Annotated in this window: 27 protein-coding genes; 19 read left to right on the forward strand and 8 right to left on the reverse strand. The window is 42.9% G+C overall.

The features are described 5' to 3' along the window. Nucleotides 1-65 precede the first annotated feature (65 nt). Nucleotides 66-1202, forward strand: a complete 1137-nt coding sequence (locus tag ACR42H_RS05215; RefSeq protein WP_436374953.1) for a trans-sulfuration enzyme family protein — start codon at nucleotides 66-68, stop codon at nucleotides 1200-1202. Between the two features lie 3 nt (nucleotides 1203-1205). Here ACR42H_RS05215 and ACR42H_RS05220 read toward each other — a convergent pair whose 3' ends face one another. After that, nucleotides 1206-1697 (reverse strand): hypothetical protein, encoded by a 492-nt coding sequence (locus ACR42H_RS05220; protein ID WP_436374954.1) that lies wholly within the window; start codon nucleotides 1695-1697, stop codon nucleotides 1206-1208. Nucleotides 1698-1868: 171 nt separating this feature from the next. On the opposite strand from ACR42H_RS05220, the gene mutM reads away from it, so the two are divergent. After that, nucleotides 1869-2678 (forward strand): bifunctional DNA-formamidopyrimidine glycosylase/DNA-(apurinic or apyrimidinic site) lyase, encoded by an 810-nt coding sequence (mutM, locus tag ACR42H_RS05225; RefSeq protein WP_436374955.1) that lies wholly within the window; start codon nucleotides 1869-1871, stop codon nucleotides 2676-2678. A 33-nt stretch (nucleotides 2679-2711) separates the two neighbouring features. Here the strand turns inward: mutM and ACR42H_RS05230 are convergent, their stop codons facing one another. Then, on the reverse strand, nucleotides 2712-2855 hold the full coding sequence (locus tag ACR42H_RS05230) for a hypothetical protein (protein WP_436374956.1): 144 nt from the start codon (nucleotides 2853-2855) through the stop codon (nucleotides 2712-2714). Between the two features lie 435 nt (nucleotides 2856-3290). Between ACR42H_RS05230 and rraA the strand changes: the two genes are divergently transcribed. Together rraA and ACR42H_RS05240 are read left to right on the forward strand one after the other, a co-directional pair. After that, the gene (gene rraA / locus ACR42H_RS05235) at nucleotides 3291-3770 is read left to right on the forward strand and encodes a ribonuclease E activity regulator RraA (protein WP_436374957.1); all 480 of its coding nucleotides are present in this window, start codon (nucleotides 3291-3293) and stop codon (nucleotides 3768-3770) included. Between the two features lie 91 nt (nucleotides 3771-3861). Then, nucleotides 3862-4119, forward strand: coding sequence for a hypothetical protein (locus ACR42H_RS05240; protein WP_436374958.1), 258 nt, complete (start codon nucleotides 3862-3864; stop codon nucleotides 4117-4119). Between the two features lie 54 nt (nucleotides 4120-4173). On the opposite strand, the gene ACR42H_RS05245 is transcribed toward ACR42H_RS05240, so the two are convergent. After that, nucleotides 4174-5109 (reverse strand): VanW family protein, encoded by a 936-nt coding sequence (locus tag ACR42H_RS05245; RefSeq protein ID WP_436374959.1) that lies wholly within the window; start codon nucleotides 5107-5109, stop codon nucleotides 4174-4176. Between the two features lie 213 nt (nucleotides 5110-5322). Between ACR42H_RS05245 and shc the strand changes: the two genes are divergently transcribed. Continuing rightward, on the forward strand, nucleotides 5323-7215 hold the full coding sequence (gene shc, locus ACR42H_RS05250; RefSeq protein ID WP_436374960.1) for a squalene--hopene cyclase: 1893 nt from the start codon (nucleotides 5323-5325) through the stop codon (nucleotides 7213-7215). Between the two features lie 636 nt (nucleotides 7216-7851). Here the strand turns inward: shc and ACR42H_RS05255 are convergent. Further along, nucleotides 7852-8364: a hypothetical protein gene (locus ACR42H_RS05255; RefSeq protein WP_113883061.1), complete on the reverse strand. Its 513-nt coding sequence runs from the start codon at nucleotides 8362-8364 to the stop codon at nucleotides 7852-7854. A gap of 247 nt (nucleotides 8365-8611) precedes the next feature. Between ACR42H_RS05255 and ACR42H_RS05260 the strand changes: the two genes are divergently transcribed. The 12 genes from ACR42H_RS05260 to ACR42H_RS05315 all read left to right on the forward strand — a co-directional run bounded on the left by ACR42H_RS05260 (nucleotide 8612) and on the right by ACR42H_RS05315 (nucleotide 21666). Further along, nucleotides 8612-8959 carry a flagellar basal body rod protein gene (locus ACR42H_RS05260; protein WP_113883062.1) on the forward strand — a complete coding sequence of 116 codons (348 nt, stop codon included), beginning with the start codon at nucleotides 8612-8614 and terminating at the stop codon, nucleotides 8957-8959. Nucleotides 8960-8975: 16 nt separating this feature from the next. Continuing rightward, nucleotides 8976-9608, forward strand: coding sequence for a PspA/IM30 family protein (locus ACR42H_RS05265; RefSeq protein ID WP_113883063.1), 633 nt, complete (start codon nucleotides 8976-8978; stop codon nucleotides 9606-9608). A gap of 189 nt (nucleotides 9609-9797) precedes the next feature. Next, a complete protein-coding gene (gene liaF, locus ACR42H_RS05270) occupies nucleotides 9798-10532 on the forward strand; it encodes a cell wall-active antibiotics response protein LiaF (protein ID WP_113883064.1) in 735 nt (244 codons plus the stop codon). Next, nucleotides 10529-11545 carry a sensor histidine kinase gene (locus ACR42H_RS05275; RefSeq protein ID WP_113883065.1) on the forward strand — a complete coding sequence of 339 codons (1017 nt, stop codon included), beginning with the start codon at nucleotides 10529-10531 and terminating at the stop codon, nucleotides 11543-11545. Before liaF ends, ACR42H_RS05275 begins: the two co-directional genes overlap by 4 nt. A 45-nt stretch (nucleotides 11546-11590) precedes the next feature. Beyond that, on the forward strand, nucleotides 11591-12223 hold the full coding sequence (locus ACR42H_RS05280) for a response regulator (RefSeq protein ID WP_436374961.1): 633 nt from the start codon (nucleotides 11591-11593) through the stop codon (nucleotides 12221-12223). 129 nt (nucleotides 12224-12352) lie between these two features. Then, nucleotides 12353-13303 carry a cation diffusion facilitator family transporter gene (locus ACR42H_RS05285; RefSeq protein WP_113883067.1) on the forward strand — a complete coding sequence of 317 codons (951 nt, stop codon included), beginning with the start codon at nucleotides 12353-12355 and terminating at the stop codon, nucleotides 13301-13303. Between the two features lie 173 nt (nucleotides 13304-13476). Next, nucleotides 13477-13611 (forward strand): RAxF-45 family protein, encoded by a 135-nt coding sequence (locus tag ACR42H_RS05290; protein WP_258549820.1) that lies wholly within the window; start codon nucleotides 13477-13479, stop codon nucleotides 13609-13611. 321 nt (nucleotides 13612-13932) lie between these two features. Next, entirely contained in the window at nucleotides 13933-15813 is a 1881-nt protein-coding gene (gene abc-f, locus ACR42H_RS05295) for a ribosomal protection-like ABC-F family protein (RefSeq protein WP_436374962.1), read from the forward strand. Between the two features lie 230 nt (nucleotides 15814-16043). Then, entirely contained in the window at nucleotides 16044-17420 is a 1377-nt protein-coding gene (locus ACR42H_RS05300; protein ID WP_282142155.1) for a sigma-54 interaction domain-containing protein, read from the forward strand. Nucleotides 17421-17506: 86 nt separating this feature from the next. Beyond that, nucleotides 17507-18826, forward strand: coding sequence for an aspartate aminotransferase family protein (locus ACR42H_RS05305; RefSeq protein WP_282142154.1), 1320 nt, complete (start codon nucleotides 17507-17509; stop codon nucleotides 18824-18826). Between the two features lie 12 nt (nucleotides 18827-18838). Further along, the gene (locus ACR42H_RS05310) at nucleotides 18839-20206 is read left to right on the forward strand and encodes a YjiH family protein (RefSeq protein ID WP_282142153.1); all 1368 of its coding nucleotides are present in this window, start codon (nucleotides 18839-18841) and stop codon (nucleotides 20204-20206) included. A 134-nt stretch (nucleotides 20207-20340) separates the two neighbouring features. Continuing rightward, the gene (locus ACR42H_RS05315; protein ID WP_009334957.1) at nucleotides 20341-21666 is read left to right on the forward strand and encodes a polysaccharide biosynthesis protein; all 1326 of its coding nucleotides are present in this window, start codon (nucleotides 20341-20343) and stop codon (nucleotides 21664-21666) included. A gap of 35 nt (nucleotides 21667-21701) precedes the next feature. On the opposite strand, the gene ACR42H_RS05320 is transcribed toward ACR42H_RS05315, so the two are convergent. Then, complete coding sequence (locus tag ACR42H_RS05320; RefSeq protein WP_282142151.1) at nucleotides 21702-22376, reverse strand: TrkA C-terminal domain-containing protein; 675 nt, start codon at nucleotides 22374-22376, stop codon at nucleotides 21702-21704. 58 nt (nucleotides 22377-22434) lie between these two features. Next, complete coding sequence (locus tag ACR42H_RS05325; protein WP_258744172.1) at nucleotides 22435-22698, reverse strand: hypothetical protein; 264 nt, start codon at nucleotides 22696-22698, stop codon at nucleotides 22435-22437. A 197-nt stretch (nucleotides 22699-22895) separates the two neighbouring features. On the opposite strand from ACR42H_RS05325, the gene ACR42H_RS05330 reads away from it, so the two are divergent. Continuing rightward, entirely contained in the window at nucleotides 22896-23834 is a 939-nt protein-coding gene (locus ACR42H_RS05330) for a magnesium transporter CorA family protein (protein ID WP_282142150.1), read from the forward strand. Between the two features lie 10 nt (nucleotides 23835-23844). On the opposite strand, the gene ACR42H_RS05335 is transcribed toward ACR42H_RS05330, so the two are convergent. Continuing rightward, entirely contained in the window at nucleotides 23845-24795 is a 951-nt protein-coding gene (locus tag ACR42H_RS05335; RefSeq protein ID WP_282142149.1) for an SDR family NAD(P)-dependent oxidoreductase, read from the reverse strand. 75 nt (nucleotides 24796-24870) lie between these two features. Further along, nucleotides 24871-25443, reverse strand: coding sequence for a TetR/AcrR family transcriptional regulator (locus ACR42H_RS05340; RefSeq protein ID WP_282142148.1), 573 nt, complete (start codon nucleotides 25441-25443; stop codon nucleotides 24871-24873). A gap of 145 nt (nucleotides 25444-25588) precedes the next feature. Between ACR42H_RS05340 and ACR42H_RS05345 the strand changes: the two genes are divergently transcribed. Continuing rightward, nucleotides 25589-26101 carry an acyl-CoA thioesterase gene (locus tag ACR42H_RS05345; protein ID WP_009334951.1) on the forward strand — a complete coding sequence of 171 codons (513 nt, stop codon included), beginning with the start codon at nucleotides 25589-25591 and terminating at the stop codon, nucleotides 26099-26101.

The following is a 26101-nucleotide window of genomic DNA, read 5'->3' on the forward strand; positions in this document are numbered from 1 at the left end:
CTAATTTTCGCATTAAAGGTCTGGGCATTGTCCAGCCCTTATTTCTTTTAAAGGGGAAAGGCCAAATGAAATTCGAGACTTCTGTTCTGCACTTGAAAAATAAGAGCAATCGCAAGATTAAAAGTAAAGTAACACCGATCTATCAAACTTCCGCCTTCGCATTCAATGATCTGGATGAGCTGGAGGGATATTATCAGGGAAACGGCAATTATCTTTATTCCCGGGTCGGCAATCCGAATACGGATGAGCTTGGTGAATTAATTGCCACCCTGGAAGGAGCACCGGCCGGGACGGCTGCCTCATCCGGTTTATCCGCCATTCTGGCGGGAGTTCTTGCTGTGGTAAAAAGCGGCGACCATATTGTGGCAGCAGATGACCTGTACGGCGGCAGCTTCCATTTAATCAAGGAAGAGCTGACACAGCTAGGTATAGAAGTAACCGTTGTTCCTTTTTCTGATGCTGTGCATGTAGAGGCAGCCATACAGGAGAATACAAAACTTCTTTATTCTGAATCCATCACAAATCCTTTATTGCGGGTGGAAAACCTTGAAGAAGCCGTCCGCGTGGCTAAGAAGCATAATCTCGTAACCCTGATCGATAATACATTTGCCACTCCATATCATTGCCAGCCTTATTTGAAAGGTATTGATTTAGTCGTCCATAGTGCAACCAAATACATAGGCGGGCATAGCGATATTACAGCAGGTGTCCTGGCTGGAGATGAAGAGCTGATTGGAAAAGCACGCGGAAAAATTGTAAACCTCGGGGCTAATTTAAGTCCGTTTGAAGCCTGGCTGACATGCAGGGGAGCGAAAACTCTGGCTCTCAGAATGAAGCAGCAGTCAGCAAATGCTACAAGAGTGGCAAGGGCATTAAAACAAAATCAAGAAATAAAAAATGTCTATTATCCTTTTCAGCACGGTGAAGAGGGGTTCGGCGCCATTGTTACGGTTGAATTGGCTGACAGTGCTGATGTGAATGAGTTTTTTAAAGAGCTGGGGTGGATTAAAATTGTGCCGACACTCGCAGGTGTTGAAACGTCCGTATCCCATCCGCTGACAACATCGCACAGGGCACTGCCTCCTGAAGTATGCAGGAAACTCGGCATAACCAAGCAGTTGGTGCGGATATCCATCGGAATTGAGCATGCGGATGATATCATTGCGCAGCTGAATAAGGCTATTATTCGGAGTCTGGGATGAATATTAGATGCTCTCAAGCTGGTCAAACAGCCAAAACTTCAATAAAACCAAAAAGGTAACAGTTAAGATGAAGTTTTTCAAGCTGAAAGTCAATTTACCATCCCTGGGCAGAACAATCCCCATTGAAACCAAGTACCAGAACCACCTCTTATTGGTCAATCTATTCGGGTTAGAGAAGTGCCCTTGCTGTTTCTTTTTATTTTCATGACGGGCCCAGAGAAGCACAACGATAATATCTAAACAAGAGCCAATGGAAATGGCTGTGATCACAAAGGTATTGGATGGCTGCCAATTTCCTTCATTCTCAGCTTCTTTCATTTCCCGTTTGTGCTTCTGAATCTGGAGTTCTTTTGAAAAAGCAGAAGAAATTTCTGAAGGTTTTTCTTGTTGAAAAGAAGGATTAAGGATGACAGCCGCAAAAATTAAACAGCATAATAACGCAAAATAAATGATAAAAAACATAAAAGTTTGCTTGCTGGAACGGTTGTTTTGCATCTGGAAAAACCTCCCTTTAACATCATCGTACCATTTCTAACATTAAAATATTGGAAACGGATGTTACGAAATATTGAATAACTGTAAAAAAATTCAAGTTGTAGTTTAGGAATGAAGTGATTCCTTCCATTAAATACTAAGGTAACAGTATTTTAGGAAGGAGCTGACACTATGCCTGAACTACCGGAAATGGAAACATACAGAAGGCTGTTAACGGAGCAGCTGGCACGTAAAGTCATTACTGATGTAGAAGTAAATCGGGAAAAGTCCATCAACATTCAGCCTGCCCAATTTAAAAGTCAGCTGATAAATTCGCAAATAACCGAAATCACCCGAAGGGCTAAACATCTTATTTTCAAGCTGAGTTCCGGTAAAAATATGTTGCTGCACCTGATGCTGGGCGGCTGGATGTATATTGGCAGCGAATCGGACAATCCTGACCGCACTAAACAGGTTATTATTTCTTTTGGAGATAAAAAGCTCTATTTTATAGGACTAAGACTTGGCTATCTGCACTTGCTGACAAATACAGAGGTGGAAAAGGAGCTTTCAGATCTTGGACCGGAGCCTCTGGGTCAAACGCTGGGATTTCCGGCCTTCCGCGAACTGATCGGAAGCAGAAGAGGCATGCTGAAAACGACATTCATCAATCAGCAGTTTCTTTCGGGAATCGGCAACTGCTACAGTGATGAAATCTGTTTTGAGGCTGGGCTGCTGCCTATGAGAAAAGCAGATGAATTGAATGAGGATGAAATAAAAATTCTGTATCAGTCCATGAAGGGCGTCTTAACCCGGGCCATTCAGTTTGGGGGGTATATGGAAGAGCCTTTGTTTAAAGGAGATGCCAAAACCGGGGGGTATAATGAGCAGTGCAGAGTGTATGACAGAGAAGGAGAACAATGCCTCCGCTGCAGCAGCCCTATAGTGAAAGAAGAAATATCTTCCCGGAAAACGTTTTACTGCGCAAATTGCCAAAACTAAGAAAGAGGCTGCCTTTCCTGCAGCCTCTTTTCCCTACTCTTCCGGATCACTCTGAATCCTATCAATTGTCGTCGAATCACGGGAATCCATTGCCCCCTTTAAAAAATGGACAAGCATAAATCCGGCCAGTCCCAATGAAACCATAAAACCGATTGTAATTGCCCACATTAGAGCCATCCTTTAACCTCCCTATTTTCATAAGATAGAAAGTATAAAATATTGAACGTCGATAACTGTCTAGCTTCTGCACCTGCCTCCTCAAGGTCACAAGCATGTCTTGTTGCGGCTCCTAGGGACTCGGGGTCATTAACCGTTTACTTTCAGAAGGGATAACGCCTTCTTACAGGAACCGTCTTGTGCTTGAGGCCCCCAGGATGGGGGTCATGCAGACATAGCCAGGACGTGGCGCTTTTAGTCTGCGTTCCTTCGTGGGCAAGGCGCTTCCGCTTTTCTGAACTAAGAGCATTTCCTTACTAAAAGGTATATGCCTGAAATCTTCAATCTTTTCCTTTCGATTATTAAAAAAGGAAGGGAACAGGCTGCTGCATATCGAAGTAAAGAGGATGGCATAAAGTGTTTTACAGCCAATAGCGCTAAAGGAGGAGATCTCTTTTGGATTTCAAAACGGCCAATTTATGTGATGACCACAGCAAAGAACTGCTCATTTGTCAGCAGGAGTTTAAATCTTATGGGCAAAAAAGAAAGTTTTCGGGTCCCATTTCGACGGTTAGAGTGTTTGAAGATAACGTGCTGGTAAAAGAGGCACTGGAGTCCATTCCAGAGGAAAGTGTACTGGTGGTGGATGGCGGCGGATCAAAAAGATGCGCCTTAATGGGTGACCGGCTTGGTGAAATTGCTCAATCTCGAAAGCTTGCCGGTGTGATCATTTATGGGTGCGTCCGGGATACAGTAGAGCTTGGAAGACTTGATGCAGGCATCTTGGCACTCGGCAGCAATCCTTTAAAAAGCCGAAAAGAAGGAAAAGGGGATCGGAACATCCCTGTTACGTTCGGCGGGATTGACTGGAAGCCGGGAGAATATGTCTATGCAGATGAAGATGGCGTGATAGTCTCTTCAAAAGCCCTCATCTAAAGCTAAACACCCGCCTGATAAGCGGGTGTTTCCTTTTTATAGCACTTTCCTGCTTAACACAGAATACCGTATTTAAGAGGGGGTGCATCATATGTTTATGATCTTTATACTATTTTGGGCAGCCGGGATTTATCTTTTGTTCCGCAGCAGGAATGAGGAAGAAGAGCATTTGATCCTGAAACTGATTGGTTATTATCTATTAGGCACATTTACTTTTAGCATTAATGGCATTGTTTTGCCAGTTGGTTTTATAATCAGTTTATTCCTAAAGCCCCGGCAGAATAGAAGCGTGAAGCGCGGCTCTGCAATCTTCGGGCTGGTAATAATGGTCATCAGCCTTTTTTTATAGTGCCATTAAATTAGTCAGATTTGGATGCCTGCCTGAATGCAGCTAACAAAGCTATCAGTTCTCTAAAACTGCCTCCTTTTCAATGCTGATTTCTTCCGGCAGCATTGTTGAAGCTTTCGGGACCTGGCGGGGCTCATAGTCAATTTCATCAGAGGAGTATACTCTGATTACCACCTGGCCATGCATAGCTTTTGCCCGAATGAGCAGGGGAGAACTATAACGGTTTTTAAATGAGAAATCCGGGCCATACCAGCTTACGGTTGCATCCCGGCCAGGCGGTACATAGGGAACCTTTTTGCTGTGGGAATAACGCTCGATCACATTGACTCCTGCCCGGTCAACTGCATTGAACAGAGTGGAGGATACCTGGCAGATCCCGCCCCCGATGTCTTCTGACAGTTCTCCTCTAACGATAACCGGAGCACGCTTATAGCCTTTCCCCGCCGTTCTTTTGCCGACAGCACGGTTAAAAGAAAATACTTCATCCGGAAAAACAACATAATTATCAAGGGCTTCGGCTGCAAGCTGGATATTATGGGAGCGTGAGGCGTTATTCGGATTAAAATACGTAACATACTGGCCGATCATTTTAACTCGGATATGGGAGATAAGATCCCGATCCACTCTCGGGTAAACGGGGAGCGTTGGGATCTCAATGCGAGCTGGCCCATTATTAAAAAAATAAGTATAAAAAATATCTGTGAATGCTTTGCGGTGCAGTATTTTTCCAGGCTTCTCAGCAACGACACGTCCGCTTTCACCTATGAACGCGTTCCTAGGCGGAATATACGTCTGGCGATCTAATTTTTCCAGAAGCGTAATAAATTGTTCACTGTCCACTAGCGGAAGTCCGGGAAACGGCAGTTCATATTCCGTCCTGTTGACCCTTGCAATGGATTTACCGTCATTTTCAATGGATAAGTCATCAGGAAGACTGGCAGTTTGTGTTTGTGTTAATAGCATGATCCCCAATACCCATGAGAATTTCATATCGCTGGCGCACCTCCGCCCTTAGTATGGGCAGGAGAGAATTGTTTCATGTGCCAAAAAAATGATTGATTACAGCTGCCATGAAGCCATGTCATCATGCCCCGGACTGCTGCATCCTTCTCTGTCCGTTAGAAAGTCCTTAGCACACTCTCCTGGAAGGTCGAATTCTTTAATTGATTAAGGAATATAGTGTAATAAAACTTTAGTGAGGGAATGAGGAATGTGCAGCTAGTCAAGGCAGAAATTAACCGGCTAACTGATTTGCTGAAAAGCAGCCAATCACAGGATGGCTCATGGGCGTATCCGTTTGAAATTGGAATCATGACTGATGCTTATATGATTATCCTGTTGAGGACGCTCAAAATGAAGGATGAAGAGCTAATTCAGAAACTGGCGGAGAGAATAGAAAGCCGCCAGGAAGAGAGTGGTGCCTGGAAGCTTTTTAGAGACGAAAAAGAAGGGAACTTATCTTTAACCATTGAATCCTATTACGCCCTTTTATACTCAGGCTATAGACAGAAGAATGACCCGCATCTGACAGCTGCACGGAAATTTATTTTATCAAAGGGCGGGATAAAAAAAGCAGGGATGTTTACAAAAATCATGCTTGCCATGACAGGCCTATATCCATGGCCGGCCGTTTTTCCAGTCCCTATCGAAATTGTGCTGCTTCCTCCATCCAGCCCAATCAGCATCTACCAGCTTTCGAGTTTTGCCAGAATACATCTCCTGCCGGTGGTCCTGCTTGGCAGTAAGAAATTCAGGCGAAGAACGGAAAATAGTCCGGATTTGGGTGAAATCTATGGAACAAGGGACAGGGAAGAACTATGGGAAGAAAGCCGTTCTGATGAATGGAGAAAACTTGTTGACGTTCTTACCGGTATGGCCGAAAGCTTAATTGGATTACCTGAGCGGCTCCGCAGCATGGCATATGAGGGAACAAAGCAATATATGCTCGAGCGGATTGAACCGGACGGAACATCATTAAATTATTTCAGCAGCACTTTTTATATGATTTTTGCCCTCCTCGCTCTCGGCTGCTCTCCCAAAAATCCAGTCATCATTAAGGCGGTGAAGGGATTAAAGGGAATGTCCTGCACAATAGATGGACATATCCATTTTCAGTTAACAGACGCTAAAGTATGGAATACCGCTTTAATTTCCCACGCCCTCCAGGAGGCAGGTGCAGATGAATCAGATGCGGCGATTCTAAAGGCGAATAACTATTTGCTTTCAAGACAGCAAACCCGGCATGGAGACTGGACGGTCCACAACCGCAAGGGAGTTCCTGGAGGCTGGGGATTTTCAGACTTTAATACCATGCATCCAGATGTGGATGATACGACCGCCAATCTGAGGAGCATTCACAATCAAACAGGAAAAGCTGCCAAGAAATCCAGGCAGAAAGGAATACAATGGGCTCTATCCATGCAAAACCGTGATGGGGGATGGCCGGCATTTGAAAAAAATGTCGATAATCCCCTGCTGAATCTAATTCCCATTCAAGGAGCAGAGTTTATTCTCACTGATCCATCCACAGCAGATTTAACAGGCAGAACGATTGAATATTTAGGCACCTTCACTACAGGAGCTGAAACTTCAATTAAAAGAGGAATAGGCTGGCTGAAAAAGAATCAGAGAATAGACGGTTCCTGGTATGGACGCTGGGGAATTTGCTTTCTGTATGGAACCTGGGCAGCCCTTACCGGCCTCGCCGCTGCAGGGGAAAAGGAAGATGAGGAGTACATTAGAAAAGCGGTTGAGTGGCTGAAATCTGTTCAAAATGAAGACGGCGGGTGGGGAGAATCCTGCAGAAGCGACATTGAAAAACGCTATGTTTCATTGGGAAGCAGTACATTAACACATACTGCCTGGGCCGTTGATGCTTTAATTGCCGTTTCTCATGAAAACAGCCCTGAGATCAGAAAAGGCATGGCTTTCCTGATTCGCGAAGGCCAAAGAAATGACTGGACGACAGATTACCCAAAAGGGCAGGGAGTGGCCGGTTTCCTATACATGCACTATCACAGTTACCGGTATATTTGGCCGCTATTGGCACTAGGCCATTATGAAAAGAAATTCATGCAAAAAGGAAGCTCCGAATGATCGGGACTTCCTTTTTTATTGGCTTATTAATTTGGGTTTTTGCGGTGTTTGAGAATTCGCTCATAACTTTGGAAATTCGCCGATAAAACCGAGAATTCGCTCATAACTTTGGAAATTCGCCGATAAAACCGAGAATTCGCTCATAACTTTGGAAATTCGCCGATAAAACCGAGAATTCGCTCATAACTTTGGGGAATTCGCCGATAAAACCGAGAATTCGCTCATAACATTGGAAATTCGCCGATAAAACCGAAAATTCGCTCATAACTTTGGAAATTCGCCGATAAAACCGAGAATTCGCTCATAACTTTGGAAATTCGCCGAAAAACCGAGAATTCGCTCATAACTTTGGAAATTCGCCGATAAAACCGAGAATTCGCTCATAACTTTGAAAATTCGCCGATAAAACCGAGAATTCGCTCATAACATTGGAAATTCGCCGATAAAACCGAGAATTCGCTCATAACTTTGGAAATTCGCCGATAAAACCGAAATTTCGCTCATAACTTTGGAAATTCACCGATAAAACCGAGGTTTCGCTCATAACTTTGAAATATCGCCGATAAAACTGAGAATTCGCTCATAACTTTGAAATTCCGCCTAAAAAACAGAAATTCTGGCTCATGAACCTGCTCACTATTTTTTCTCCTCATCAATCAGCTGGCAGTCTGCTGAGGAATCATCTTTATTTTTATTAAACCAGAGCTTGTACATAGCCTTCCCGTCACTAAGTGTGCCATCTGCCATATCCATTGGCAGCAGGGCGAAAAAGACGTAATAAAAGGAGAAATATACAAATTGGTACCACAGCATGCTAGCATCCAGAATGCCCAGCTGGATCAGGTAATTCACAATAAAAATGCTGCCTATGTTAAAAATAGACCCTCCTAAAAAGATAAGAGATTTGGTCAGTTTATTGCTGTATTTTAATGCTGAAAACTCACATCCTCCATACCAGAAGTAAAACCGTCTAACCTCTAAAAACCTCATTGAGAATAGGATTTTGCCTGTGCCAATAATAACACGGATCCCTCTTCCGCCAAAAATGCCTGCAAAGAATATATGACCTAATAAATGAATCAGTGTGACTACCGGGTAAACCACAAAAAAGGCTTGAATGAATTTCAAAAAATCATCATACCCAAACATTGGAGGACCTCCTTTTCCATAGATGTATGAAAAATCTGCGCGATGCAGCTTCATTATTTGTTTGCCTACCCCATGTGTACCCTGCATTTTTCCCCATTAACGTACATTCTTTTTCCATATTTCCCATCTGGATTGTAAGGGGCCGACCATCTGCTACGTCTCAGGTCTTATTTGAAAATAAAGCTGAGGCTCGTTATAGCATTTACACAATACAGGTAAGATGAAATCAAGAAAGGAGGAAACGAAAATGAAAAAACTTGGATTACTGATAGCAGGTGGAATTGCAGCTATGGTGCTGGTTTCAAATCTTGGACCGATCGTGGGTCTGGCGGTAAGCGCGGCGATTCTATATTTTGTGTTTAAACAATTTTTAAAAGCAGAAAGCACAATGGCAAAAATCGGCTATGGAATCATCGGGTTCATCGCATTGATGGCCACCGCTTCCAACTTCCCGGCAATTTTAGGGCTCGCAGCTGCATACGTTCTATATCTGGTCTATAAAAAGTGGAACGATTCAAGCTCAAGTGTAATGGAAGAAGACAATGACCCTTTTGCTAACTTTGAGAAGCAATGGGCGGATTTAAACAGAAACTAAAAAAGGAGAGATAGATATGGCAAACCTATTAACGAGAATCAAAGATACAGTAATGGCAGACCTTCATGAAGTGTTGGATAAAAAGGAGAAAAAGAATCCAATCGCACTCTTAAACCAATACCTTCGTGAATGTGAGCGCGAAACCGAAAAGGTCCGCAAGCTTTTGGAACGTCAATATACATTGAAAGAAGAGTTCACCCGAGAATACGAGCAGGCGAAAAACCTTGCAGACAAACGCAAGCGCCAGGCAGAAGTTGCATCGCAGGCAGGTGAGGAAGAACTCTATCAGTTTGCAGCTCAGGAGCATATGCAGTATGAAGAGCGTGCCAGCCGTTTGAAGGATCTCCTGAACCAGGCTGTACAGCAAATGGGTGATCTTGAAAGAAAATACGAGGAAATGAAGCATAAACTGAAGGATATGCATATCCGCCGCATGGAGCTGATGGGCCGTGAAAACATCACACGCGCAAATCACCAAATGGATAAGGTGCTTGATCAAAACAATGATAAAAACTTTACAAGATTCCAGGAAATCGAATCCTATCTTGACCGGCTTGAACATCAGGTGAAAAGCTCCTATCACCGGAGCACAATCGATGCCCGCATCGCACAGCTGGAAAAAGAGCTTGAGAAGAAGCCTGTATTGTAATATTTGATATCAAGTCAGAAAAAATTTGTAACATGCAAAATACAAAAATGAAGCCTGCCTGTATTATCTTTTTCTCAAAAAAGATAAAAACTCTTTCTATTTTATGAACAAAAAATGGTATTCTAAAAAGGCGTAGGGATACTGCGCCTTTAATTGATCATTCCATATACACAAAAGGGGGGATGCCACATGAACTTTAACAACAAAAGCGATTATATGAGCTGGATTATCATATTGGGCATTGTCTTTCTCTTTGTGGAAATAGCCTTTTTTAATAGCGGTGTGATATTCTCTCTTCTTGTGCCAATTGGAATGGTATATATCGGAAGGAAGAGGATGCCTAAGAGCTCCGGAAAATGGCTTTTCTGGCTTGGACTAATTTTTCTGCTTATCAATATTTTCAGCATGATGACGCTGAAATTTTTCCTGCTGGCTATTTTAATTCACTTGCTGATTCAGTTTGGGCAGTCCAAAAAGGAACCTAAACGGATTCAGCCGGAGTTCAAGGAACCGGCAGTGAATCTCCAGAAAGAAACAGTCATAAAAAAGAATCCTCTTTTTTCCAATATATTTGTCGGCCAGCAAAAAACACCTGAGCAAGTATACGAATGGAATGATATAAATATCCAGACCGGCATAGGTGATACGGTCATAGATTTAAGCTATACGGTTATTCCCAAGGGAGAAACCGTTATTTTCATCCGGAACTTCATCGGAAATGTGCAGGTGCTTGTTCCCTATGACGTGGAGGTTAGTGTCAGCCATTCAGCCATTGTGGGTAAGGCCAGAATATTAGAGCATGAAGAATCAAAAATGTTTAACCAGCTCCTTCAGCTTCAGACTCCAGGCTATGATCAATCAGGACAGCGTATTAAGATTTTCACTTCACTTGCAGTCGGGGATATCGAGGTGAAGCGCGTATGAGTATCATTCAGCGGCAAATTGCCTGGGGAGCGGGCATGTCCCTTTTTATTCTTGCTGTCCTGACAGCTTCTTTTTTTACGATGTTTCCTATTCCCGGCTGGCGGGATCTGTGGGAAACGGAAATACTCGATATTCCGTTTATCCTATTTGTGCCGAGCGTAAGCCTGGCTCTTGGCCTGATTTTTGGATTATTGTCAGGCATTTACTGGCGCCGGCAGCTTTTTGCAGTAGATACAATGCTCCATCAGGTGGAGGAAGGACGCCAGTTGGATGTGCAGGAAACAGGTAAAGAATTGCATTCTATAGCAGTCAGGGCCGAAAAGATTCAAAAACATATGACAGATCAGGCAAAGATTTCTCAAAAGCTGGCAAATGAAAAAGCGGAAGATATCGAGAACCGAATGCAGGAAATCGTTTCCCAGGAACGGAACAGGCTTGCACGCGAGCTTCACGACTCTGTCAGCCAGCAGCTGTTTGCAGCATCCATGATGATGTCCGCGATTACTGAAACCCAGCAGGATCCGGAAGAAAGGCAGGCAAAACAGCTGAAAATGGTGGAAGAAATGATCCATCAGTCACAGCTGGAAATGCGTGCCCTGCTCCTGCACCTTCGTCCAGCGGCCCTTAAGGGGAAAAGCCTGCAGGAAGGAATTGAAGAGCTTCTGGTCGAATTGCTTCAAAAAGTAGCGATGGAGATTGAATGGAAGGTAGAGAATTTTCCGCTTGATAAAGGGGTGGAAGACCACCTATTCCGCATCCTCCAGGAAGCTGTATCCAATACACTCCGCCATTCCAAATCGCAAAACCTTGAAGTGCTCCTGATTCAAAGAGATGATTATGCCATTCTCCGTGTGGCTGATGATGGAGTCGGTTTTGATGTAGAGGAAACGAGGGCTGGCTCCTACGGTCTTCAGAATATGTATGAACGTGCCGCTGAAGTTGGCGGAAGCATGAAAATCGTCAGTGTAAGAAATAAGGGAACCCGTCTTGAAGTGAAGGTTCCGATTATGTAAATAATATCTGCTGTTAGGCAAGACTAAATTCTGAGGGTGAGGCCAATGATTAAAGTTTTATTTGTGGATGACCATGAAATGGTTCGGATTGGAGTGTCTTCCTATCTTACGGCACAGCCGGATATTGAGGTTATAGGAGAAGCGGATAACGGGAAAACAGCAATCGATCTGGCACTCGAATTGAAGCCGGATATCATTCTGATGGATCTCGTCATGAAAGAAATGGACGGTATAGAAGCGACAAGAAGAATCATCGAGCAATGGCCGGAAGCTAAAATTATTATTGTTACAAGCTTCCTTGATGATGAAAAAGTTTATCCGGCTTTGGAGGCAGGGGCGACAAGTTATATGCTGAAAACCTCGAAAGCCAGTGAGATAGCTGAGGCAGTTCGTTCGACCTATCATGGACAATCGGTGCTGGAACCGGAAGTGACCGGCAAAATGATGGTGAGAATGAGGCAGAAAAATCACCAGCTGCCCCATGAAGAGCTGACGAGCCGAGAGATGGAAATTCTTCTTTTAATGACACAAGGCAAAACGAATCAGGAAATCGCCGACGAACTTTTCATTGCCTTAAAAACAGTCAAAACACATGTGAGCAATATATTAAGCAAGCTGCAGGTGCAGGACAGAACCCAGGCAGTCATTTATGCCTTCAAGCACTCGCTGGTTAAATAAATGTTGGAGAGCTAATTGTGATATTAGCTCTTTTTATTTTTGCCTATAAGATGAACCGGAAAAAAATGATTCAGAATCGGCTCATGAGGGTAACAATAAAACCAAACAAAAAAATTAGGCGGTGATGAAATGTCTGTGATTGCTTTATTGAAAAAAGGAAACAAATCATCGGGAATGGCAGCAATCGGAAATACGGCATTGGCGATTGCTAAAGGGCTTGCAGCTTTTGCAAGCGGGAGCGGGGCCATGCTTGCCACAACCCTCCATTCCCTTGCTGATGCACTGAACCAGGGTTTTGTATTTTTTGGCAGTGCGCTTGCCGAAAAGGCGCCAACCAAAAGATTCCCTACAGGATTTGGCCGGGTGATCAATCTGTTCGTATTAATTGCCGTTATCGTCATTTCCATCATGGCCTATGAAACGCTACATAAAGGCTGGGAATTAACTCAGCATCCAAAGGAATCAACCGACCTCTGGCTCAATGTAGGAGTTATGCTTCTTGCCGTTGCTGTCGATGGATTTATTTTATTGAAGGCCATGAAAGAAATCGGCCATGAAACCAGGAATCCTGCCAAAGGATTTGGCATTGTGCCTGTTGCTTTTAAAAATGTAAGGCTGGCCTCCCCTCCAACGCGGCTGGTCTTTTATGAAGATATTATTGCGACATTTGGCGCCTTGCTTGCCCTTGTTTCGATATTAATTGCCCATTTTACAGGACTTTACTTCCTGGATGGAGTCGGCACGATATTAATTGGGCTGCTTTTGGTGGGTATCGCTGTAAAAATCGGATTTGAAAATACGCTAGGCCTGATTGGTGTAGCGGCACCAAAAGATATTGAAGACCGGATCGCCCAAATTATTCTCGGAGATCCTCAGGTCGTGGATATTAAACAGCTGCGGCTGATTCAGGAGGGAAGAAGATATCATGTGGAAGGTTACATTGAGCTGGTCGAAGGCCTCACACTTGCCGATGCGGATGATATAAAAATTGGTGTAAGAAATCAGCTGCTTGATGACCCTGATATCAGTGACGTTACACTTGGCATCCTTGAGACAGATCAAATCCAAACGTGGAAATAATATTGAAAAGGAATCCCGCACCAAGGGCTTCCTTTTTTAGCGATTATAACTTTTCCTTATCCGTGGACCCCTGCTTCTAAAAAATGCGCATTATGCTGGAAAAGTATCCATTGCTTTTAAATTGAAGAAATATTAAAATAAAACTAACTTATTTGAATGGAGGTGGAGAAGAGATGAGTGGAACTGTTTTGGCACGTGGTGAATGGATTGAATTCCTGACTATTTACCGTGCAATTTTTCATGGTTTTGCTGTTTACGGGACAAGTCTGCCCTTTTTTAGCAAATTTCATATGAAAACAAAACAGTGAGAACATCTCTTTAACGCCATTATAAAGAACGGTGAAGGGAGCTTCTTCAAGCTCTCTTTTTTTTATCCCGTTTAATTGTGGGAAGCTTCGCAATAGAAATCTTGATGCGTTAAGCTTCCAATAAAAGTCCGATTAAATGAACTCAGTATAAAGCTGCCGCATTTTGGCAGCAACTGGGTGGCCGGCGCATTGCCCCACAGCTAACTGGGGCCGAAAACCGTCCAGTAAGAGCTTCATTTTATCAGATTTTACCTAGGCCATAGGAGTATGTTTCCTATGGCTATTTTTATGTATATTTTTATAAATTTGGAGGAAAAATCTATGATTGCATGCAGCGCACAGCAAGTCGGAAAAAGTTACGGCGGAAATACAGTGTTTGAAAATATATCCTTTGAAATCCATGAGAGGGATAGGGTTGGTTTGACAGGAAGAAATGGAAGCGGAAAAACGACTCTGTTCAAATTGCTCGCTGGAGCAGAAGTCCCGGATACCGGGAAAATTCATTGGAGAAAGGGGTGTGAGATTGGCTATCTGACACAGATTCCGGACTATCCGGCAGGTATGAAGGCAATTGATGTTTTAAAAACAGCTTTTACTTATTTGCTGGAGATGGAAAAAACGATGAAGAAAATGGAAAAGCAAATGGCGAATGAAACGGTTCCGGATCAATTAACTAAACTTATTGGAGAGTACGGAAAGCTGCAGGATCAGTTTGCACTGAACAATGGCTATGAAATGGATAGCAGGATAGACCGCATTTCAAATGGCCTCGATATCAGCAGTCTTCTGAACAAGGATTTCAGCAATCTAAGCGGTGGTGAAAAAACAAAGGTATGCCTCGCCCACATGCTGCTGAAAAGCCCGAATCTGCTTCTGCTGGATGAGCCGACCAACCACCTGGATATAAAGGCAGTCGAATGGCTGGCTGATTTTATAAAGAATTATGAAGGGACAGTAGTGCTCATTTCACATGATCGGTATTTTTTAGATGAAACGGCCAGCAAGATTCTGGATTTGGAAGATGGAGAAATCACCCTTTACCAGACAAACTATTCAGGCTTTGTAAAAGAGAAAGAGGAAAGGCTGATGAGAGAGTTTCATCAATATGAGGAACAGCAAAAAAAAATCAAGAAGATGAAGGAAGCCATCAAGAGGTTAAGAGAGTGGGCCAATCAATGCACCCCGCCTAACGCGGGCCTTCATAAACGGGCAAGCAGCATGGAAAAAGCCCTCCATCGGATGGAGAAGCTGGATCGCCCTGTATTAAACCGCAAAAAAATGAATATGGATCTTGAAGCATCGGAGCGGAGCGGAAAAGATGTGGTCTTGATGAAAGAAGTAAGCAAGTCTTTTGGGAGTAAGCACTTATTCCAAAACGTCAGCATGCACATCCAATTCCGCGACCGGACAGCTATTGTGGGGGATAATGGATCAGGAAAATCGACTTTGGTCAAAATGATCCTGGGAGAGCTAGAACCTGATGCTGGGGAAAGTCGGAGAGGTAGCAACCTGAAAGTTGGCTATTTGTCACAGCATGTTTTCGCAGATGCAGATGATCAATCGGTGATGGAAGCCTTTAGGGAAGGGCTTGCTGTAACAGAGGGAGAGGCACGCCATATTCTGGCCGGTTTCCTCTTTTATGGCTACACTGTTTTTCGTAAAGTTTCACAATTGAGCGGCGGTGAAAAAATGAGGCTTCGGCTGGCTCAGCTTATGCACAGGGACATTAACTTTCTTATTCTTGATGAACCGACCAATCATCTTGATATCGAATCTAGAGAGGTACTCGAGGAGGCACTGGAAGAATTCAATGGAACCATTTTGGCTGTATCCCATGACCGTTACTTTATCAATCGAATATTCAGCAAAATATACTGGATTGATCAAAAAGAACTTCATTACTATGAAGGGAATTATGATCGGGCCAGAAAGAAAATGGAGGAGAAGTGGAGAGCAGTTATGGAAGTTCCTCCTGTGAAAAAGGCTAAAATAGCAGCTGTTTCTCCGAAGAAAAAGGATAAAGTGCAGGAAACAGAGGAATTGGAAAACGCAATTGAACAACTTGAAACAACTCTTATGAAATTAGAAACGGTTCTGGAATCGGAAATGGACCTGGAGAAACTGCAAACATTTTATAATGAAAAAGAAGAGCTTGAAAAGAAGAGGGAAGAGCTGTACAGGAAATTTGATGCTATTTTATAAAGAAAAGTTAAGGCTAACAAATGAGTTAGCCTTTTTTTATGCATATTATCGAATTAATATAAATTTATTTCAAATAAACCTTTCAGTTTCCATCTATTTCCTGTATAGTAATATACAAATTTGAATAATTATTTAAATCTGAATAATTTCACGAGATTTTCTTTTAATAATAAGATCTTTCAAAAGAAGAACCGCTATTCAATATTGAATAATTTTTTCGGAGGACCCAAATGAACAGCTTTTTCATGGATTGGAATAATGACAAAGAAGTCATATCTTCAATGGAAGAAGACATTATGGTTACTAATGCAGACGGCATAATTATAAAAGTCAGTAAAGGCAGCGGCAGTCATTATGGCGTTGAACCAGAATCTCTACTCGGCGAATCTGTTTATGATCTGGAAAGAAAGGGGGTCTTCAAGCCTGCGATTACTCCTGAAGTATTAAAGAAAAAGAAAAAAGTCATTCTGGTGCAAAAAGCCGGCTCAGGAAAAAAGATTCTGGTTACTGGTATTCCCGTATTCAATGAAACTGGAAAAATCGAACATATTGTCAGCTATTCCTACGATGTTTCAGAGCTTCTTGTTATAAAAGAATACCTGAACAGTGTCGAAGAAGAAATGGCAAGGGTGAAAAGCGAGCTGGATCTCCTGCGCAATAAGAGCATCAAATTGGATGGCATGATAGCTGACAGTCTGGCGATGAGAAATATAGCCGAAACCATCAGAAGAATCCGGGATGTAGATGTCACAGTCCTGCTCCTGGGTGAATCTGGTGTCGGAAAATCTGCTCTCGCCAAATGGATTCATCAAAACAGTACGAGAAAAGACGGACCGTTCATAGAAGTAAACTGCAGTGCCATTCCAGAATCCATCTTTGAAGCTGAGTTTTTCGGGTATGAAGGCGGTGCTTTTACAGGTGCAAAGAATAAAGGAAAAATGGGATTTGCTGAAATGGCAAAAGGAGGCACGCTATTTCTTGATGAAATTGGCGAACTTTCAGCCCATCTGCAGGCAAAGCTGCTGAAATTCATACAAGACAAGCAGTTTTATAGAGTGGGAGGAACAAAGCCTGTTCAGGCAGACTTTCGGCTCCTTGCGGCTACAAATAAGGATCTCGAGAAAGCAGTTGAATCCAAGGATTTCAGGCAGGACTTATTCTTCCGGCTGAACGTGGTGCCATTGAAGATACCGCCTTTAAGGGAGAGGAAAGAGGATTTGTTTGCGCTCATTCATTATTTTCTCCACTCTATCTCCAAACGGCATAATCGGGAAAGGCAGCTGGAAAGACCCCTGGTCGATCACTTGCTGCAGCTGGAATGGAAGGGAAACGTAAGAGAACTTGAAAACCTGATGGAACGCCTTATCGTGACAAGCACCAGCCCGATGATCATGAAACAGGACCTGCCTTATGAATACCATATGCAAGAAAAAAAAGATGGTTTTATAGATTTTGAGGGGCAATCTCTTCCTGCTATTTTGGAAGATGTAGAGAGGAAAGTATTAATCAATGCAAGGCAGCGTTACCGAACCACTACTGAAATAGCGGGGGCATTGGGGATCAGTCAGCCTTCAGTAGTAAGAAAATTAAAAAAATATGATTGTTAATACATACTTTGGCATGAATATTGCATTAAAGAATAGCAGAGCAAACATAGCATTTACATCTAATGCAGGATTCAGGAGGGGAAAGTATGAACGGAGAAAATTGGAGTCATCTTGTCGGAAACATTTCAAACTTATTGGCGCCAAGCATGGCAAAGGACCATCCGAATTTGCCGGTGGTCAAGGCGGAAGGCTGCTATTACTACGGAGTCGACGGAAAAGAGTATTTGGATTTTACATCAGGCATCGCAGTGGAAAATGTCGGACATCGCCATCCAAAGGTTGTACAGGCCATTAAAGACAGTGCAGATCATTTGGTGCACGGCCCGTCAGGCGTTATCATCTATGAATCGATTTTGCGGCTCGCAGATGAGCTAGGAAAAATTACGCCGGGAAATCTGGATTGCTTTTTCTTTGCGAACAGCGGGACTGAGGCAATCGAAGGAGCTATTAAGCTTGCAAAGTATGTCACGCGGAGGCCCTATGTTGTCTCCTTTACAGGCTGTTTCCATGGAAGGTCGATGGGGGCACTCAGTGTATCAACATCGAAGAGCAAATACCGCAAGTTTCAGCAGCCGTCCTGGCTGACCTACCAGCTTCCATATGCGGATGAGCGGGATTGCCCTTTTGGTGAAGATCCTGAGGAGTTCTTCCCAAAAAAACTGGAAAAGGATGCTGAAACACTGTTCAAGCATCAGGTGGACCCTGAAGAGGTTGCCTGCATGATCATTGAACCGGTTCTAGGAGAAGGAGGCTATATCATTCCTCCGAAGAAATGGATGCAGAAGATCAGGGAAATCTGTGACAGGCATGGTATCCTGCTGATATTTGATGAAGTGCAAACCGGCTTTGGGCGTACTGGAGAATGGTTTGCCGCTCAGACTTTTGATGTTGTGCCGGATATCATGGCGATTGCAAAAGGAATCGCGGCAGGATTGCCATTAAGCGCAACTGCAGCATCAAAAGAACTGATGGAAAAATGGCCGCTTGGTGCCCATGGAACAACCTTCGGCGGAAATCCGATTGCCTGCTCTGCAGCTTTAGCTTCTCTTGAAGTACTAAAAACAGAGAACCTTTTGGAAAATGCAAAGCAGATGGGAGAGTATGCATTAAAGAAATTACAGGATTTGAAAGCCGAACATCCTGCAATTGGCAGTGTTCGAGGGCTGGGGCTGATGATCGGCATTGAAATAATCGACCCGCAAACCGGAAAACCGGATGGAAATGCGGTAATGGATATTCTGAACTCTTCACTTGATAAAGGCGTCCTCTTCTATCTCTGCGGAAATTCAGGGGAAGTGATTCGGATGATTCCGCCGCTTATCGTAACAAAGGAGCAAATTGACCAGGGACTGAAAGTATTGGAAGAAGCACTTACAGAGCATGAAGCAGTTGTTTCCAATTCATAAGGAGGTATGAGAATGAAAGCTGAGACAAGGGTTAAGCCGCAGGCCGCCACAGGAGAGTATTGGAAATTTATCATTCCATCATTAATTGGGTCGCTCCTATTTCTGGTTCCAGTTAAATTTCAGGGAGACGTAACCATTGGTGTTGGTATTTTAGCATCACTAGTAGGTAATGCGTTCAGTGAGCAGATGCCTGCCATTATCATTTTCATTTTAGGAGTATCGGCTTTTCTTTCCATCCTGACAAAAGCAGCAAAACCCGCATTTATACTGGATAATAAGTTTTTAAAAGGATTATTTGATACCGGCAAGTTTGGATTAACCATGAGAATCCTTGGATTCGCAGTAGGAATCATGACTTTGTTTGAGATCGGGCCTGAATTTATCTGGTCACGGAATACTGGCGGAGTGGTTCTTTATGACCTGGCTCCCGTTTTGCTTACGTGGTTCCTTTTTGCCGGCATCCTTCTGCCGCTTTTAGTGGAATTTGGATTAATGGAATTCATTGGGGCACTTGTCCAAAAATTTATGAGACCATTTTTTACACTTCCCGGACGGTCATCTATCGATTGCCTTGCGTCCTGGATGGGCGCAGGAACTGTAGGTGTTTTGGTTACGACGAAGCAATATGATGAAGGCTTTTATACAAAAAGAGAAGCAGCGGTCATTGCGACGACCTTTTCGATTGCATCAGTTGCTTTCAGTCTTGTTGTTGCGAATGTGGTTGGCCTTGGGCATTTATTCATTCCCTTTTATTTAACCGTTTCTGCAGCTTGTGTCGTGGCAGCATTGATTATGCCTAGAATTCCGCCATTATCCCGGAAGCCGGATACCTATTATGAGCCAGTAGGACAGCAGATTGATGAAACCATTCCGGAAGGGGTTTCGAAATTGAAATGGGGATGGGAGCAGGCAATTGATAAAGCCAGGAATGCCCCGGGTCCCAAAAAGCTATTAACCAATGGGATCGAAACCGTTTTAGATATTTGGATGGGACTGATTCCGCTTGTTATGAGCTTGGGAGCAGCAGCCCTGATTATTGCGGAATACACGCCTGTATTTGAGTTTATTTCATACCCGCTCATTCCTGTTTTGGAGTTTATGCAATTGCCGGAAGCAGGAGCAGCAGCACAAACTATGCTTGTTGGCTTTGCTGATATGTTCCTTCCTGCCGTGATCGGAAGCGGGATTGAGAGCGAGCTGACAAGATTTGTCGTGGCGGGCTTGTCATTAACACAATTAGTATACATGTCTGAAATCGGGATCCTGATCCTGCGTTCAAACATTCCGCTGAGCTTTTTGGATTTATTCGTTATCTTTATTGAAAGAACGGTTATTACGTTACCTGTTATTGTACTGATTGCACATGTTTTTGTATTTTAGTTGGAAGGAGGGTGGCAGGTAGCCTGCCCTCCTTTTCGTTATATTAATTTTCTTAAAAGTTCAAAAAGGGCAATATATTATTGGGGCATGTCTCATATCTTATATAGAATCTGCATTATATAAGGAGAGGCGCAATGAGTAAATTCTTCAAAGGAGTCATATTGCTTGCACTGGCTGCTTTTGCAAGCGAATGTATAGAGTTTGTGGTAAATATGGTGCTTGCCCGGGAACTGGGGGAGAGGGGACTCGGCATGTACATGTCGATTTTGCCGACCATATTTCTGATTGTGCTGCTGGCTAGTTTTGAGCTTCCAATCTCTATTTCCAAGTTCATAGCTGAAAAGGATAAAAGGTATCATCTCAGTATGCTCCATCATGTCATCAAGCTGACCATTATCTTTACAGCGGTTTTGGTTCCGATTGCAGCGGCAATCATTCCGTTTGTCAGTGTCTTTAATGAGTACCATCCGCTCCTGAGATGGGTTGTGATCGGGTTCATCCCAATCGTGTCTTTTTCCTCAATTGCTAGAGGCTTTTTCATGGGCAAGCATCAAATGGGGAAAATTGCAGCCTCCAATTTTCTGCGCAAATCCGTTCAGCTCCTTCTGCTCGTGGTTCTTTATCAGGCCTTTCAATTTGATGTCAATACAGCAGTCTTTATTGCATTTTGTACGTTTGTAGGAAGTGAGATTGTTGTTTTTCTCTATTTGCTGAATATGTTTATTATCCAGTATCACCGTATTAAAAAAGAGCCATCTGAATTTGTAAGCGGAAGTAGTGTCAGGCAGAACTTAATCTCTGTTTCAGTGCCGACGACTGCTTTGAGAGTTTTCCATGCTCTGACACATGCTGTTCAGCCATTCTTGATTAAGGGGGCGCTTTTAAAGGCAGGAGTGCCGGGCGAAGTCGCAACAGAACATTTTGGAATGCTTGCTGGTGTCGCCATGACGATCGGTTTTTTTCCATCCTTTATTGCCCATTCATTTTTAATCATGCTGATCCCGACAGTCTCCAAAGAATATGCGGATAAAAATCTGGAGGAGCTTCGGAGACTTCTTCAGCAGGTGTTCTTTGTCACCTTTTTATACGGGATCCCATCGGTCGTTCTTTTCTATTTTTTTGCACGGCCGCTGACCGAGGTGTTTTTCCACTCCACAGATGCAGCCGTTTATTTACAGCTGCTGTGGCCATTTTTTCTGCTCCACTTTTTCATTATCCCGATGCAGGCTTATTTAATCGGCCTGGGCCTCATGAAAGATGCGTTTTATCATTCAGTATGGTCAACTGTTGTTTCATTTACAGCCATGTTCGTGCTTGGATCCATGCACAGCCTGCAGATGGACGGTATCATAATGGGCATGAATATGGGAGCTGTCCTCCTGGCCATGATGCATTATGTAACAGTATGCAGAAAAATTGGCCTGACACTCTATCTATCGCCAGCCAAGCAGTTTAATTGAAAATGAGAAAGCATCTCCCGTCATGGGCAGATGCTTCATTTTTTGTCCTCATTTTTTTCCCCGAATTTGCTCTCAATCGTTTGTTCATCTCCGTACAGGATGATATGATCTCCCTCCTGAAGCTCAGTGATAAGCCGGTCTTTTCTGATCTTTATTTCACCTCTTTGGATGTACAGCACATTAATATCTTCGTCATCTTCAATCAATTCCCTTAATTCTTTACCAATGAAATCGCATGATTCATTGATGGTATAGTCCAATACATGATCCGTATCATCCGTAAGCAGCGCTTCTCTTATCGGGAGATCGCGAAAATCATAATGTTCTTCGAGCTCATGCTCCAGTTTCCCCGAAAGATAATCGCGCACTTTAGGCATCTTTAAAATAAAAATAACCAGGATCAGGACAGCGGCAACGACCGAGATCTTGGCAGTAAAGAATTCATCTGAGAGGATGCTGCTGATTGCCGAAATGATTACTGCCAATGAAAAGGCGCCAAATAAAATTAAAAAGGCTCCGAATCTTCTGCGGATTGGATGGTCGATAATCAGTTCAGATTCCCCGGTTGTAAAACCGGTTCCTGTCAGCATGCTGATCACCTGAAATCTCGCAATAGGCTTATCCAGCCCGGTATATGTGAAGATCAGTGTATGAATTTCAATAACAGCCAAAACGATTCCCAAATAAATCAGGATGAAAAGAACGCCCATCTTGCTTCCTCCGAAAATTTAGAATTATGTAAAAAACCTAAGGAAGCCAGTCCTTAGGTCATTGCTGTACGGTTTCGTTATAGTAATTCACTGAATACATGGCACCTTCGTCAACCATTTTATTATCTTCAATATTATGCGGGTCCGGGTGGCCAAGTTTTTCTTCAGGCACTGTATCATTTATAAATCGGTTCGGAAGCATGCCTTTCATCTTAACTGCAAGAGACTGAACCTTATTTCGATTATTTTTGCTTGCCAGCAATAAAATACTTGTAATGCCAACACCGGCTAATAGATATGGATTTAACGGACGAGAATTCATGATTATGCTCCTCCTTCAAATAATTGGATTTGTATGTCTTGGTGTTTATTTACCCGGCATATTGAAATGCAAACATTTAGTCTTAATAACATTGTTTCCAGCAATAGAAATAATTACCCCTTCTACATGGTTTTATTGAGGCCGTTAGAGGGGAAATATTTATTAAAAAGGAATAGGATTCCAGGAGGAAGATGGGGATGGAAAAAGAATATAGTGAAGATAATTGGAAATGGTACCGTTACGATCATCTGGATGAAATAGAGTTTAATGAGGCTGGCGACTATAAAGGGGTTATACAGGAATGGGCCGAGAATACTTCCGAGAACCGAACAAATGTAATGAAAATAGATACTTCAGAACGTGAAAAGGAATTTCTAAGCGGTTCCCTCATTTATCAGCAGAAAGTCAAAGAGCAGCATGAAAATAGTTTGTTCCACTATTTTCTGACAAGGGATTTTCTCATCACTGTCAGCTTTGATTCATCTGTCATTCAGTCTGATGATTCATTGCTATTAAAAAAAATGGATTATACCCATAATGCCATTGATGGATTTTTCGTGATTTTAGGCGAGATCCTAAGTGATAACATCCAGAAGATTGATAAGTTTGAAGTACGGTTAAATGAGCTGCTATGGAAAATAAAAGAGAAAAATAATATTAACCGCCTGGAGGAAATCTATGAGCTCCGCCACCAGATCCTGGTTTGGAAGAATATCATGATTCCTGTTAAGGAAATCAGGCTGGGTGTAGAAGAGACGTTTGGTGAAGGTGTTACCGATGGAACTGAATTTAAAAGAACGTGCAAGCGAATTGAAAGGGGCTATACGCTGGTGCGGGAGTATCAGCAGGAAATTGATGACCTGGTAAATTTTGAAGAAATGGTATCCATGCACAGGGGAAATGAAATCGTGAAGACGCTCACGGTCATAACCACCCTCATGACTCCGATCGCAACCTGGGGAGCACTCTGGGGCATGAATTTCAAAATTATGCCCGAACTGGAGTGGAAGTACGGGTATTTGTTCTCGATCCTCATCATCGCTGCCTCAACAGCTGGTCTTTATATCATGTTAGTAAAAAAAGGCTGGATGGGTGATATCCTAAGGGGAAAAAAGAAAAATTCATTCTTTAAATAAAGGAATGCCGTTAGAATGCGGCATTCCTTTCGTTTAGTAAATGATCCAGTGTCACTTTAATCCCAGCCTCGTATGGTGTTTTAGGGAGAGTGCCAATTCTCGCTTCATATTTACTGCCGTCCAATATAACAGGCGTCTGATTCAAATACATCAATTCTGTATATTCCCTCATCATGGGATCAAATAGACCGATGGCACGAATCATCCACTTATGGACAGGTCTGAAGGTAACGCATCTTGTAAGATGCTGAGAAACAATACTGGCTATTTCTTCTCCGGTAATGGTTCCTGCACCAGGGATATTCCAAGCTTCACCATATGAGTTTTCATTCAATGCAAGCTCGGCTAATGCTTCTGCTCCATCTTTAATGAAAATGAATTCTCTCGGTATATTAGTTTTGCCGACAAACATGCCCTTATTCTTTTCAATGATCTGGCTGAGAGTATAGTGTAAAAGTGTGTTTCCTGTATTAGGGCCGTAAAAGTCAGGGAAGTGGGCAATAATGTATGGTACGCCAGATCTTTTAATAATCTCAATCAAGTCCTGGCGCAGCATGCCTTTTTTCGTGTGCGGATTCTTGGGAGAAACTTCGTTTGCAGGGCTGGATTGAAGACCATAGGAGTATATATTATCAGCATATATAACAGGCTTATGATGTTTGCTGCAGGCCTGCAGGATATTATTTAAGATAATTGAGAGTGTGGGATCCCAGTCCGGGTAAGGGATATTGATGGCATGAAACACTGCATCTGCTTCGGAAACTGCTTTCTCAACCTCATCTGGATTCAAGGCATCACCAGCATGGATAACAGCATTTTGTCCCCAGCTTTTTTTGAAGTTAAGCAGGTTTTCTTCAGACCTTGCAAAAGCGATAGTTTTAATATTTCTGCGGCATAATGCCTCTGTCAGAGCATAGCCCATTCCGCCTGTTGCTCCTAATACTGCTGCTGTTTTCATCATTTGTCATCATCCTTTTCATTTAATTGACCACTGTTCAATTAGGTGGAAAAATGAAAGAAATGCAATAACATTTCTTTAACAAATTGCTTTTATTAAAAATTGTGCATGTGAAGAGGCGAGTTCCTTCACTTCTTCAAAAGTAGTTTCCGTTCTGCAATAATGTGTGACAAAGCCGTGCAGACTTAGAAATACAGACCAAATTTCCTTTATGGAGAGAGATTTGGGAGCGAGTGAATTAACCGCTTGTGCAAAATGCAGGTAGCTTTTGTTTGGTCCTTCATTTAGATAGCCTTTCACATCATCATCACGAATTAAAAACATCAGCTCATAATGTTTTTGATGGGTCAGGCCAAATTGTATATAACGGTAAAAAATGCTGAAAAGCTTTTGTTCATTGCTATCTGCAGATTCTCTCAGGACACTGTCGAGGACTTGATCAAGTTTTTGAAAATCGGCTTCAACAATTTCATAAAATAATTGAGCCTTGTTTTTGAAATGATAATAGATGGCACCATGGCTGCACTGAAGGGTGTCCGCAATTTTTCTCATGGATGCTGCGGCATATCCTTCCTGAACAAACAGGTCACGTGCTACAGAAATAATGGCTTCTTTTGTTAGTTCGTCTTGGGCTGATTTTCTTGGACTCATGGAATCACCTTTCATTATTGAACACTGGTCAATAAAATTATATGATGAAGAGGATATTTTTGGCAATGTTTTTTTACTATCTATCCAAATTATTTTTATTAGCCATCAGCTTTTGATATGCTTTAATAAAACAGGAGGGAACAACATGAATGAAACAAAAACATGCAGAGAATCTTTTACGGTAAAAACAAGCATTGTGCTTCCGCCAGACACGAATACATATGGAACATTATTCGGCGGCAAGCTAATGGCTTATATTGATGATGTGGCCGCCATCGCGGCGATGAGGCACGGGAGAAGAAATGTCGTAACCGCTTCTACAGATTCTGTTGACTTTCTTCATCCGGTTTATGAAGGCAACTCAGTCTGCCTGGAGGCCTTTGTGACCTATACAGGCCGGACATCAATGGAGATCTTTGTAAAAGTAATTGCAGAAGACCTGCTGACCGGGGACCGAAATGTGTGTGCTATGTCCTTTTTGACAATGGTTGCGGTTGACGAGAATGGAAAGCCGACCCCGGTGCCGGCGGTTGTGCCTGAGACAGATGAAGAAAAGAGCTTATATGAATCAGCAAAAGAACGTGCGGAAATTCGCAAAAAACGGAGAAAGGACAGTGAAGCCAGGGCAAAGACATACGGTACAGGTCTGCCCTGGTAA

This window comes from Cytobacillus sp. BC1816, assembly GCF_051353635.1.
Classification (GTDB): Bacteria; Bacillota; Bacilli; order Bacillales; family Cytobacillaceae; genus Cytobacillus; species Cytobacillus oceanisediminis_C.